Here is a 12,451-nt window from a genome sequence, read left to right as displayed (position 1 = left end):
TGACCAAAGACTGCATTTGCAGATTAAAAATCCTCGGAGTGCAAGCTCGGAGGAGAAGTTAGTAAACTTCTATTCATTAATGGTGTCAAGTCGCCCTGTGGGAAGACTTGACACAGCGGGGTGTTACTCTTTGTGGGTAGCACCTTTTTTTATGCTTATGTGTATCAAAGAAAAAGGCTGACTTCCTGAATGAAGAGCCAGCCTCTTAAAAAAAAACTTGGGTTACGATATTACACCATCGCCTACTTGTTAGGCTGCGGCGTAGTGCGTAAATAAGACTTGATGACTGTGTGCCCTTTCGGGAATCGCTCTGGAATATCTTCGGTAGCAATGGCAGGCGATACTACCACATCATCTCCATCTCGCCAGTTGGCAGGCGTTGCCACGCTATGGTTGGCAGTCAACTGTAGCGAATCTATCACTCGGATAATCTCGTCGAAATTTCTCCCCGTAGACGCCGGATAAGTCAACGTAAGCTTTATCTTTTTGTCTGGACCAATGATAAAAACCGACCTTACTGTCAAGTTGGTCAAAGCATTGGGGTGCAACATGTCATACATCGTAGCAATGCTCTTGTCAGGGTCAGCTACTATAGGATAGTCTACACTGGTATTTTGGGTTTCGTTAATGTCACTAATCCAGCTTTTGTGCGAATCTAACGGATCAACACTCAATGCTAGAGTTTTCACATTACGCGCTTCAAATTTGTCGCGGTATTTGGCCACCGTGCCTAGCTCGGTAGTACATACTGGAGTAAAATCGGCGGGGTGCGAGAAAAACACTGCCCAACTATCTCCTATCCATTCATGAAAATTGATTTCTCCTTCTGTAGTTTGCGCCGTAAAGTTGGGCGCTTCGTCACCTAATCTAAGTGCCATAGTTATTGTTTAATAAAGTGTTATAATTTGGTTTTTTAAGTAACAAGTAATTAGCTATAAGCCACAAGTAAGGGTAACTCACGCATCGTATGGTGGTTACACCTATCCATTATATTTAATTCTGCCTTGGTACTTAGTACAAATATAAACACCTCAGTGTAGCATCCAATCGAAATTTGAAAAACCTTTAACGTGACAATATGAAAGTGTAAAAAATACTTTGTATGACAATAAGTCTTGTTTTCAAGTGTGATAAAATTTATTTGCAGACAAAATGGCGTGAAAAACGTTTTTTTTGGCATTGGTATTCAGTTTGATCCATGGCTAACCGATTTTGATTTAGAAATTTTAGGGAGCAATCAAAAAATAACATACCGATTTTTAATTGACCTTTTGCCCTGATATTTCGTTATTTTTTTTGCCCGTAGCGCTGCTATGGGCGCAAAAAATGCCTCATATCAAGACAAAATTTCTTGTGAAAAATTAGGAGACTATTTTTTGAACACTCCCTTACTCAACAATATTTTAAAAACTTAAAACAAAAAAAATTATGTCACTAGTAAAATTTTATACCAAACCATTGTACAATCACGCGTTTAATCATTTTTTTAACCGCGACATCAACAAAGTAGTGGGCACCGATACCGTAAAAAACAGCCCATTGGTTAATATCAGCGAACTCAACGGAGACTATCTGATAGAGGTAGCTGCTCCAGGCTTAAACAAAGAAGACTTGAAGATAGATATAGACAAGCAGTTGCTTACTGTAAAAGCAGACGTAGCCAAAGAAACCAACACTGAAGATGCCACGAAATATACGCGCAAAGAGTTTGGTTATAGCTCGTTCAAAAGAAGCTTTACTTTGCCCGAAAGTGTAGATACTCAAAAAGTAAATGCCAAATATGAAAACGGCATTTTGAGCATTCACTTGCCTCAAAAAGAAGAGGCTAAGCCCAAACCAGCTCGTGAAATAAACATTGGGTAAGGTGAAAGCTGATTACTAACTATTATTATTCATAACATCGAAGCCTTTGTGTTGCTGACACAAGGGCTTTTTTTGGTTGCTTCAAACAATATAGATACATGATCCAGGTACACTGATCGGGCATACACTATTAGGAACAAATCGCCAGAACTTTTGTTATAACGATACCAAAACTAAAAAAGGCGGAGTATATCACACCTTTTGATTGCAAGCAACTGTTTGTTATTCAGGGTTTAAGGTGTTATTATTATGGGGTAAATGACGCAAACATAAAAATATTTAGAATTTCAACTCAAATTGATTAACTTGAAACCAACCAATTTTCAATCATTGAATGAGTATATTTAGACTATGTATTGTTGTACACATGCTTTTATGGGCATTGCCTTGTGGTTGGGCGCAGAATAGTCTAAAGGTTGATTCTTTGCAGCAAGCACTCAAGAAAAACATTTCTCAAAAAGAAAAGGTCAATACTTATAACCTGATTGCCTACCAATACCGCAGCGCTGATTCTACCCTGGTGGCTTATTATACCAACGAGGCCATTCAGTTGGCAGAGAAAATACCTTACCCTGAGGGCATAGCCGATGCTTATTATCACTTAGGGTGGATCACTATGCAAAAAGGCCATTATGAGGCCGCTTCTCAACTTTATAAGCAAGGTTTGAAAATAGCGCGTACCAACAACTATTACAAAGGGGTAGGTGATGCCTACAATGGTTTAGGGGGAGTGTATTTCTACCAGGGAAAATATGCCCAAACGTTGCAATGGTTTCAGAAATCGTTGGATGCCAAGACAAAGGTAGGAGATAAAAAAGGAATGGCGGCCACCTACAACAACATGGGAGAAATTTATCGCCGGAAAGGTAATTACCCTAAAGCGCTGGAGTTTTTGGGTAAGTCTTATGAGATGAATAGCCAAATAGGAGAAAAAAGGGGGATGGCGCTGGCACTAAACAATATGGGAGAATTACACCAACAACAAGGAAACTACCCCACTGCTTTAGAGTTTTTTCAGAGGTCGCTGAGAATAAGCCTACAAACCGAAAACCAACGAATAATGGCGCTCAACTACAACAACATTGGGTTGATTTATCGTAGCAGAGGCAACGACAGCAAGGCGCTGGAGTTTTTTGAGAAAGCCCTTAGAATAAATACCCATACAGGAGACAAAAGAGCGATTGCTGGTAATTATAACAACAAAGGTTTGATCTTTCAATACGAAGGCAAGTATGACAAAGCGCTTCATTTTTTTGAAAAGGCACTGAAAGTAAACCGACAAATAGGGCACCAAAGCGGCGTGGCAAATGGCTTTCTGTACTTGGGCAGACTTGCCCTAAAGCAACAGCAACCCGAAAAAGCACAAAAATATTTTGAAAAGGCGCTTGCCTTACAACAACAAATAGGGCAGCAGGGAAGGTCGGCGGAAGTATGGATAGACTTGGGCGTTGGTCATTATATAGCGCAAGAATATGCTCAGGCAGAGACTTGTTTGACAAAAGGGGTAGCATTGGCTACTAAATTGGGTAACCCACGCATTGTAAAAGATGGGGCAGAATACCTTGCCAAAACCTACGAAGCAACCCAAAAACCTTGGCTTGCTTACAAAAACCTGGTGTTGTTTAAGAAAATGACCGACAGCTTGTTTAACTCTGACAATATAAAAAAAATGGCGCAGCTGGAGTACAAGCACATGCTAGAGAAGAGAGCCGACTCGCTACAGATGGTACAAGCCCAAAAACAAAAGCTGGCGCAAGCCGCCCAGGAAAAAACACAGATGTTTTATAATTTCACTTTTGGCGGGTTGCTGGCTACATTGATCATTGGTTTTTTAGTGTTTTATTACAACAAACAACGTAGTAATAACCAAAAGCTGAGCGAGGCAAATCAGGCGGTTAAACAACAGCAAAAGGAGTTGCAAACTCAACACAACTACTTAGAGCAAGCCTATCAGAGCATTCAGTTGCTCACCGATATAGGGCAAGAAATTACTGCTTCGCTCGATCTTGATGAGGTGCTTACTGCTATCTATCGTCATATCAATGAATTAATGGATGTGACCAATTTTGGCATTGGGTTGTATGAGCCTCACAACGACCGCATTATTTTTAAACTGACCATTGTACACGGCAAACGCAACCAGCGCTACCCAGTGAGCACTGCCAACAAAAACCAGTTGGTAGTATGGTGTGTAGAAAACAGTCAACCAATAAAGATGGGTGATGTACAGCAGGAGTACCAAAAGTACATAGCAAACATTGACATAGAAATAGACCGTTTGCACAACTACCTGATGGTAGATTTGCCCCAGTCGGTTATGTATATTCCCTTGATTATACAACAAAAAACTATAGGAGTCATTGCTGTACATAGTTATAAAAAAAACGCCTATAGTGATTATCATCTCGACTTGCTCAAAAACTTGTCGCTCTACGTAGCCATTGCCGTAGACAATGCTCAAGTATACCAACAGCTCGACCGAAAAAACCATGATATAATGGAGAGCATAAGGTATGCACAAAGAATACAACAAGCTACCTTGCCGCTTGACAGTGTAATGCAAAAATACTTACCAGAACATTTTGTTTTATTTCGCCCTTGCAATGTGGTATCAGGCGATTTTTATTGGTGCGAAAAAGATAGAAACCGGGTTTTTCTGGTAGTGGCTGACTGTACCGGACACGGGGTACCGGGCGCTTTTATGACTATGCTGGGGGTGCAGGCTTTGAGCCATATTATTGTACAAAGTAAAATACATACCCCCGACTTGATCTTGTTTTGTTTGGATGGCATACTCAGGCAAATACTTAAGAGCGAAAATACGATGTTACGCGAAGGAATGGATATGTCTCTGTGTGTCATCGACCAAGAGAAGCAAATACTGTATTTTGCCGGAGCCAAAAACCCTTTGATAGTGGTACAGAATGGTGAAATAAACGAAATAAAAGGAGACGTGTACAGCATCAATGGGCATCGTCAAGACAATGACGGCATCGAGTTTACCACCCACGCCATCGACATATCTGTCCCTACTACTTTTTATATGTATTCAGATGGTTTTCAGAGTCAGTTTGGAGGAGAAGAGGGCAAAAAGTTTATGAAAAAACGGTTTCGCGAATTGTTGCTTGAAACCTCTGCCTACGCTATGCCCGAACAAAAACGTGTGTTGAACCGTGCCCTCAACGAATGGATGCAAGTATCTGCTTCGGGTGAACCTGGTACCCATGAACAAATTGACGATATTTTGGTCATAGGGGTAAGGGCTGATGCAGAGGCATAATGTGATACAGCATTACTTTTTTGGTAAACAGCCAAAAATAGTTTAACTATGCCCAAAGTGCCAAACCAAAACATAGTCTGCCATACATCATGATAAATATCCAAAAGGTACGCGCTGATTTCCCTCTAATTAGCCGAGGAGCACAAAAAAAAGTACCATTGGCTTACCTCGACAATGCTGCCACCACCCAAAAACCTGCTTCGGTAATCAACTGTATCAATACGTTTTATGAGACAGGCAATGCCAATATTCACCGAGGCATTTATGATCTTGCCCAACAAGCCACCCAAAACTACGAAATTGCCCGAACCAAAGTAAAAAACTTGCTCCATGCCGCAAATGCTCACGAGGTAGTGTTTACCCGTGGTACTACCGAAAGTATAAACCTGGTGATGCAGGCTTTTTTGGCACCTCAACTACAGCCAAACGACGAGGTAGTGGTGTCGGCAATGGAGCATCACTCAAACCTGGTACCCTGGCAAGCACTGTGCAAACAGTGCGGGGCGCGTTTACGCATTGTACCCATCAACGATAAGGGAGAGGTATTGCTGGACGAGTATGCCCAAATGCTAAGCGAAAAAACTAAAATGGTGGCGTTGGTGCATATTTCCAATACCTTGGGCACTGTAAACCCTATAGGTGAAATGACTGCTTTGGCAAAAAAACAGCAAATACCAGTGTTGATTGATGGAGCCCAAAGTGTGTCGCATCGAGCTATAGATGTACAAGCGCTGAACTGTGATTTTTTTGTGTTTTCGGGGCATAAAATGTACGCCCCCACTGGCATAGGGGTGTTGTATGGCAAAGCTGCCCACCTTGAGGCCATGGAACCTTACCAATATGGGGGCGAAATGATTCAAACAGTAACCTATGAACAAAGCACTTTTAATCGTATTCCTTATAAATTTGAAGCAGGCACCCCCAATATTGCCGGAGTCATTGCGTTGGGTGCTGCTATAGACTATATTCAAGCTTTGGGTTTGCCCAATATAGAGGCGCACCTGAAGCAATTGCTGGAGTATGCCACCCAAAAACTCAGCACAATCGATGGTGTAAAAATCGTGGGGACTGCTTCGGACAAAAGTAGTATTATTTCTTTTTTGCTCGATGAGGTACACCCTCACGACATAGGCACTGTTTTGAACGAGTCGGGGGTAGCCATTCGTGCCGGACACCATTGTACTATGCCATTGATGCGTCGTTTGGGCGTGCCGGGTACCGCAAGGGCCTCTTTTGCGGTATATAACACCTTGGCTGAGGTAGATCAATTGGCAGAAGCCCTTCTAAAGGTGCAGAAAATCTTTAAAAGCCTGTGAGTACTCTAAGGAATGGTACCAAAATAAATTTACATTCTTAACCTCATCTTTTGAGGCTATACTTTGTTAAAAAATAGCCGAATAGTGCTGCTATTAGCCGACCATCCCTCAAGCTCGCTCAACATCCACTGGATATTGCCGTACCGCGTCTAGCAACAAAATATTTTAGCGTTACTATAGAAATTTATTTTTACACCATTCCTAAATATCCAATGATTCGCTGAATGAAAAAAACACTCTTCAATATTTTCTTCCTGGTGTTAGGGGTTGCCTTACTTTGGTTGGCATTTAAGGGGCAAAACTTTACATTGATTGCCCAAGAGCTACGCAAGGTAAACTATAGCTGGGGCATACCAGTGTTGGGGGTGTCGTTATTGGGACATGCGAGCCGGGCTATGCGTTGGAAATTGCTGCTTGACCCGCTCAAAATAGACCAAAACAAGCCCGTATCGGTAGTGAATGTATGGTGGGCGCTTATGTTTGGTTACTTCGTTAACCTGGGCGTGCCTCGTTTGGGCGAGGTGTCGAGGTGTGTGGCAGTACGGCGCAGCGAAAATGTTGGGTTTGAAGCCACCGTGGGTACAGTAGTGGCGGAGCGTGCTATAGATGTTTTTTGTTTGTTTTTGTTGGTCGTCTTCACTTTCTTTTTCCAGTTCGACATTGCTGCAGATTTTCTTCGACAATATATTTTTGCTCCATTTGGACAGTTATTGCGACAAAAACAAAATGCGTTATACCTATTGGCAGTGGTTGGAGTGGGGTTTTTACTTTTATTGGGGCTGTTGTGGCGGGTACTTATTAAGCGGCACTGGTTTTTGAAAATACGCAAGTTTATAGTAGAAGTGCTCAAAGGCTTGATGAGTATTCGCAATATGCGCCACCCCTGGTCATTCTTGGGGCACACCCTATTTATTTGGTTTTGTTACTTTCTGATGACCTATTGTTGGTTTTTTTCTATGCCTGCTACCCAGTCGCTGGGCATCCAGGGAGGCTTGTTTTTACTGGTATTGGGTAGCATAGGCAAGTCGGTGCCCATACAAGGTGGGGGCATGGGTGCCTATCACTTTCTGGTAACCAAAGGTTTGAGTTTATCCCCTTTCTTGATTGCTGCCACCCCAGCGCTCACCTTGGCCACTGTCATCCATCTTACCCAAATGCTATTTTCTTTGTTGGTAGGTGCCATTGCTGCAGTAGTAGTACTTTACCAAAACCGCTGGCAACGTTAACTTTTACATTGTCTCTTGTGCTTGTTGTTTTTGGGCTTTCAATGCCCTGAGCCTTTGTATCGCTGCTTGTTCGAACCGCCTTATTTGAGTAATCAACGCCAACAGGGTAATATCTAAAATAGTAGACAACAGGAATATATTGTTGATAATGATGGGTAGAACAATAATAGCACTCATGCCAAGTTGCGGGCGTATGCCAAACATAGGTGGTACATAAACAATGATGAAAAGCCCAGTGTACAAGACCCATGTAACCCACCATATTACTACCAAACTGCTGCTTTGAGGTATATAACGTGCTTTTTCTTTGCTTAAACCTATGCGTTGGGTTTTTGCCCAAACCTCTTGCATTACCTGATAAGGTACAAATAAATTGAAGCCCCAGACGAAAAAAGAAAAAGGTGCCCATAATGGCGAATACTTAGTGTGTATGCCTATAATTTGTAGGTTTTTGTATACACGATAAAACCACACCAATATCAACACCACTAAGTGTATGCTAAAAGCCCAGATGAAAAACTTAACCCATTCGTCAGAGTATCCCTTTTGTACTCCTTGAGAGCTTGTGTTGGCCAATTCATTGCTCTTCATGTAGCTGCTAAGAAAGAAGGCTAAAGCCACCCCAATAAGCACCAATACTTTAAAAATAGAAGATATCCATAATACTACTGATAGGTATCCGGACAATAGCTGGGTTTTGAGCAAACGTCTTTTCTTTGTCATAGTGTTGTTGTTTGAGGTAGGCAGATCAAAAAAATATCTACAATATTATATACTTACTCAGCATATAAACGATGGACAAAAAAATGTTTTTAGGTAAAAAATAGTTGATAATGCTAAGCAAAACGGGGTAAATTGGCTGAATTATTCGGTGTTGAACAGATGAGAGAGTAATAAAATCAATAATGATAGTTTTACTTTTAAAGCAAAAAGCAATATACTTGCACCGCAATAAGTTTACTCTCAATTTTGAAGGTTTCCCTTTGTATGATTAATTTTTAGAGAAAAAAAATGCTATATATGAATTATAGTCTTTTCAGGACAGCGTGTTTATAGGCAATTTTACTAAAACTTTAATCATATTATAATATGGCGAATACCTTTAATGAATTATTGAAAGGAAACGAAATTTGGGTAAAAAGTACGACAGAGTCTACCCCCGATTTGTTCGACAGTATGGCAGAGGGGCAGCACCCCCAGTTTTTATGGATCGGTTGTGCAGATAGCCGCGTCCCTGCCGAAGAGATTACTAACTCATTGCCAGGGTCTATTTTTGTACAACGCAATGTGGCAAATATGGTAGTGCATACAGACTATAATTTACTAAGCGTGGTAAATTATGCAGTAAAAGCACTTCACGTAAAGCACATTATTATTTGTGGGCATTACGGATGTGGAGGAGTAAAAGCAGCCATGAGCAATGATTCTTATGGTTTGTTGGATAACTGGATTGTACACATTAAAAATGTATACCAAATACACCAACAAGAGCTTGAAGCCATCGAAGACCCGGTTGAGCGGGAACACCGCTTTATTGAGCTGAATGTAAAAGAGCAAGTCAATAATGTATCAAAGCTCTCTTTTATACAAGAGGAGTGGAAACAAGGAGAGTTTCCTTACATTCATGGCTGGGTGTTTAATATAGAAAATGGCAAGCTTCAAAACTTAAACCATACTGTAAACACAACCGACCATTTAGATCCGGTCTTTAAATATAAATAGTGATTTTTTACTATTCTTACAAAGCCATGGGCTGAACAAAACCAGGCAATTTCATAAGTAGTTTACCTTACAAGTGAGATTGCCTGTTTTTGCGGGTAACACTGGGTTTTACAAAGATGATCGCATGACGAAACTGATTAATTGTTCATATATATTTTATAACTAAAAAGTTAATTCAATGGATCTTAGCTTGCTGATTGACAATTTGACTAATCCAGCATTGTTGTTTTTTTTTCTTGGAATTATAGCAGTAAAACTAAAGAGTGACCTGGAGATTCCGGCAAACTCGTCTAAATTTATCTCCTTGTATCTGCTGTTTTCTATTGGTTTCAAGGGAGGGCAAGAGTTGTCGCATAGTCCGCTCAATGGCGAAATATTCTTTTCTTTACTCTTTGGGGTATTGCTGGCGCTGGTAGTGCCCATTTACTCATTTTTTATTTTGCGTAAGCGCATAGGGGTAGACAATGCCGGAGCTATAGCCGCTGCCTACGGTTCGGTAAGTGCCGTTACTTTTGTTACGGCCATTTCATTTCTCGAAACCCAGGGAATGGAGTTTGGTGGACAAATGGTGGCTGTAATGGCATTGATGGAAGCACCTTCTATTATTATTGGGGTATTGCTCATGCGTTTGTTTCGCAAGCGTAACAGCAATAACGAAACCTCCTTTAAACAAGTATTGCGGCATGCAGTGACCAATGGCAGTGTATTGCTCATCATAGGTAGTTTAATCATTGGGTTTTTGGCAAGCGAAAAGCAGGCAGAGGGTATCAAGCCTTTTACTACCGATATTTTTAAGGGTTTTCTTGCGGTATTTCTGTTAGATATGGGCATCACCAGTGGCAAAAAACTTTCTTCTTTTTTAGACCAAGGTTGGTTGCCATTATTATTTGCATTGATTATGCCTATTTTCAACGGGTGCACAGTAGCCATTATAAGCAAAGTAGTGACCCAAAGCCACGGTAACCAGTTTTTGTTTGCTATTTTGGCGGCCAGTGCTTCTTATATAGCGGTACCTGCGGCCATGAAACTAGCTGCTCCCAAGGCCAATCCGGGGTTGTATATACCTATGGCACTGGCCATTACTTTCCCGCTGAATATTACGCTGGGAATGCCCCTTTACCTAAGTATTATCAAGGCATTTTAGTGGTCGTAAAGCATTTTTCAGAATTCAAAAGGTGTACATTTAATTCAATGTGCGCCTTTTTTTATTGAGCCTCAAACAAGCAACGAACACGGTTTTATGGTTCAATCAACGAAAAGTTATTCTTTGCCTGTTAGTTACCATATATATTGGCTAATTTTGCAAACTTTTGACAACTCCATTTCCTATAATTATGGCAACTTTTGAAGACTTTAAGTTAAACAAACAACTACTTCAGGCAATCACCAGCTCAGGTTACGAAAATCCCACCCCTATTCAGGAGAAAGCCATCCCTTTGGTGCTTGCCGGGCACGATGTAATGGGAGTAGCCCAAACTGGTACAGGTAAAACAGCTGCTTTTGTGTTGCCTATACTTATGAAAATAAAATATGCACAAGGCATGCATCCTCGTGCCTTGATTTTGGCACCCACCCGTGAGCTGGCAATTCAGATAGAGAAAGCAGTAGAAACCTACAGCCAACATACCGACATCAGGTTTACTTGTGTATATGGAGGGCTGGGACCCAAAACCCAAATAGAAACCATTCAGGCAGGAGTAGACATTGTCATTGCCACTCCAGGGCGCTTGCTCGACTTGTATAGTCGTGAAGAGTTGGTGCTGAAAGACATCAACACCCTGGTAATGGATGAGGCAGATAAAATGATGGATATGGGTTTTATGCCACAGATCAATCGCATACTTGAGATTATCCCTGTAAAGCGTCAAAACCTGCTTTTTTCGGCTACAATGCCCGAAAAAGTGCAAAAGCTTTCGGAAGATTTTCTTGAGTTCCCCGAATTTGTAGAGGTAACTCCCCAGGCTACTACCGCCGAAACTGTAGAACAGGTATTGTACGAAACGCCCAATATCAAAACTAAAATTAATTTATTGTACCACTTTCTTGCCGATGAGGAAACTTTCAACCGAGTAATGATTTTTACCCGTACCCGCAAAAATGCCGATTCGGTCTATAAGTTTCTTGCCCGCAAGTTTTCAGAAGATCAGGTAAGGGTCATTCACGCCAACAAAGGGCAAAATACCCGTATTAACTCCATGAATGCTTTCAAAAGTGGTGATATTCGTATTTTGGTAGGTACCGACGTAGTGGCACGAGGCATTGATGTTACCTTGGTAAGCCATGTAATTAATTTTGATATTCCATTGATTTACGAAGATTATGTACACCGCATTGGGCGTACCGGGCGCGCTATGCAGTCGGGCAAAGCCATTAGCTTTATCACCGAGGCAGATGTGTACCATATGAAAAAAATTGAGCAAATTATACGTATGCAAGTGCCAGCAGCACCTATTCCGGCAGCCGTAGAAATTCCCAAAACGCCTTTTGACGAAGCACAATTGATTGCCAAAGAAATAGATAGGCAAAAACGCAAAGAAGATCCTGACTATAAAGGAGCATTTCACGATAAGAAGAAAAAAACGAAAGATTTTCCTAAAAAAGATAACGCAAAAAACAAAGGAAGTAAACGCAACTCACGTAAGAAACGAAAGTAGGAGGGAAGGCAAAAGTAATACATTCACCTATGGTTTTATACAGTTTATCGAATAGAGCAGTGCATTGACCGATATTTTTCAACCCTTTATCTAATTGTAGTAGCCAATCAAGAAGTGAACCCCTATATTTGTTTCGTAAGAAATGATTAGAGGATAATCTTTAGGGCTGGTTGATAAAGATTATTAGTCAACTCAATCTTTCTTTCCATAGCTGGTTGAAAGATCTTGGAGGGCAAAGCTGGCAACGCCGCTTCCTCCAGGCATCTTTTTTTTTATGCCCTTCTCTATTTCAATAGTCCATAGTATTTAGTCGATAGATACTATCTTAAAATTCAAGTTTTTTAATATAAATATTTCAATATTTTGAATATTTTCAAAGATGTATTTATC

The 12,451-nt window shown here is 40.9% G+C and carries 10 protein-coding genes; 8 read left to right on the top strand and 2 right to left on the bottom strand.

Annotated elements, in window-relative coordinates; genetic code table 11:
- Positions 1-181, top strand: a 181-nt coding sequence (locus Q0954_RS29920; RefSeq protein ID WP_299464249.1) for a hypothetical protein, incomplete at its 5' end; no start/stop codon positions are given.
- Between the two features lie 61 nt (positions 182-242).
- On the opposite strand, the gene Q0954_RS29915 is transcribed toward Q0954_RS29920, so the two are convergent.
- On the bottom strand, positions 243-878 hold the full coding sequence (locus Q0954_RS29915) for a peroxiredoxin (protein WP_299464246.1): 636 nt from the start codon (positions 876-878) through the stop codon (positions 243-245).
- A gap of 550 nt (positions 879-1,428) precedes the next feature.
- Here Q0954_RS29915 and Q0954_RS29910 point away from each other — a divergent pair.
- The 4 genes from Q0954_RS29910 to Q0954_RS29895 all read left to right on the top strand — a co-directional run bounded on the left by Q0954_RS29910 (position 1,429) and on the right by Q0954_RS29895 (position 7,685).
- A complete protein-coding gene (locus Q0954_RS29910) occupies positions 1,429-1,863 on the top strand; it encodes an Hsp20/alpha crystallin family protein (protein WP_299464243.1) in 435 nt (144 codons plus the stop codon).
- Between the two features lie 334 nt (positions 1,864-2,197).
- Positions 2,198-5,143, top strand: a complete 2,946-nt coding sequence (locus tag Q0954_RS29905; protein WP_299464240.1) for a tetratricopeptide repeat protein — start codon at positions 2,198-2,200, stop codon at positions 5,141-5,143.
- A gap of 89 nt (positions 5,144-5,232) precedes the next feature.
- Positions 5,233-6,459 (top strand): aminotransferase class V-fold PLP-dependent enzyme, encoded by a 1,227-nt coding sequence (locus Q0954_RS29900; RefSeq protein ID WP_299464237.1) that lies wholly within the window; start codon positions 5,233-5,235, stop codon positions 6,457-6,459.
- Between the two features lie 224 nt (positions 6,460-6,683).
- A complete protein-coding gene (locus Q0954_RS29895; protein WP_299464234.1) occupies positions 6,684-7,685 on the top strand; it encodes a lysylphosphatidylglycerol synthase transmembrane domain-containing protein in 1,002 nt (333 codons plus the stop codon).
- A gap of 3 nt (positions 7,686-7,688) precedes the next feature.
- Here the strand turns inward: Q0954_RS29895 and Q0954_RS29890 are convergent, their stop codons facing one another.
- Positions 7,689-8,408: a DUF4328 domain-containing protein gene (locus tag Q0954_RS29890; protein ID WP_299464231.1), complete on the bottom strand. Its 720-nt coding sequence runs from the start codon at positions 8,406-8,408 to the stop codon at positions 7,689-7,691.
- A gap of 366 nt (positions 8,409-8,774) precedes the next feature.
- On the opposite strand from Q0954_RS29890, the gene Q0954_RS29885 reads away from it, so the two are divergent.
- The 3 genes from Q0954_RS29885 to Q0954_RS29875 all read left to right on the top strand — a co-directional run bounded on the left by Q0954_RS29885 (position 8,775) and on the right by Q0954_RS29875 (position 12,061).
- Complete coding sequence (locus tag Q0954_RS29885; RefSeq protein ID WP_299464229.1) at positions 8,775-9,407, top strand: carbonic anhydrase; 633 nt, start codon at positions 8,775-8,777, stop codon at positions 9,405-9,407.
- A gap of 178 nt (positions 9,408-9,585) precedes the next feature.
- Positions 9,586-10,551: a sodium-dependent bicarbonate transport family permease gene (locus Q0954_RS29880; protein ID WP_299464226.1), complete on the top strand. Its 966-nt coding sequence runs from the start codon at positions 9,586-9,588 to the stop codon at positions 10,549-10,551.
- Positions 10,552-10,741: 190 nt separating this feature from the next.
- Positions 10,742-12,061 carry a DEAD/DEAH box helicase gene (locus Q0954_RS29875; RefSeq protein ID WP_299464223.1) on the top strand — a complete coding sequence of 440 codons (1,320 nt, stop codon included), beginning with the start codon at positions 10,742-10,744 and terminating at the stop codon, positions 12,059-12,061.
- Positions 12,062-12,451: the final 390 nt, after the last annotated feature.

The sequence above is a fragment of the uncultured Microscilla sp. genome (genome assembly GCF_947493425.1).
Classification (GTDB): Bacteria; Bacteroidota; Bacteroidia; order Cytophagales; family Microscillaceae; genus Microscilla.
Note: the sequence above shows the minus strand (reverse complement) of the source record. Positions and strands in the feature narration are given on the sequence as shown.

What these genes read in the sequence shown, in the direction of transcription:
- Q0954_RS29885 (WP_299464229.1), top strand. Translation starts at nt 8,775, where the DNA reads ATGGCGAATACCTTTAATGAATTATTGAAAGGAAACGAAATTTGGGTA.
- Q0954_RS29905 (WP_299464240.1), top strand. Translation starts at nt 2,198, where the DNA reads ATGAGTATATTTAGACTATGTATTGTTGTACACATGCTTTTATGGGCA.
- Q0954_RS29915 (WP_299464246.1), bottom strand. Translation starts at nt 878, where the DNA reads ATGGCACTTAGATTAGGTGACGAAGCGCCCAACTTTACGGCGCAAACT.
- Q0954_RS29895 (WP_299464234.1), top strand. Translation starts at nt 6,684, where the DNA reads ATGAAAAAAACACTCTTCAATATTTTCTTCCTGGTGTTAGGGGTTGCC.
- Q0954_RS29880 (WP_299464226.1), top strand. Translation starts at nt 9,586, where the DNA reads ATGGATCTTAGCTTGCTGATTGACAATTTGACTAATCCAGCATTGTTG.
- Q0954_RS29890 (WP_299464231.1), bottom strand. Translation starts at nt 8,408, where the DNA reads ATGACAAAGAAAAGACGTTTGCTCAAAACCCAGCTATTGTCCGGATAC.
- Q0954_RS29910 (WP_299464243.1), top strand. Translation starts at nt 1,429, where the DNA reads ATGTCACTAGTAAAATTTTATACCAAACCATTGTACAATCACGCGTTT.
- Q0954_RS29900 (WP_299464237.1), top strand. Translation starts at nt 5,233, where the DNA reads ATGATAAATATCCAAAAGGTACGCGCTGATTTCCCTCTAATTAGCCGA.
- Q0954_RS29875 (WP_299464223.1), top strand. Translation starts at nt 10,742, where the DNA reads ATGGCAACTTTTGAAGACTTTAAGTTAAACAAACAACTACTTCAGGCA.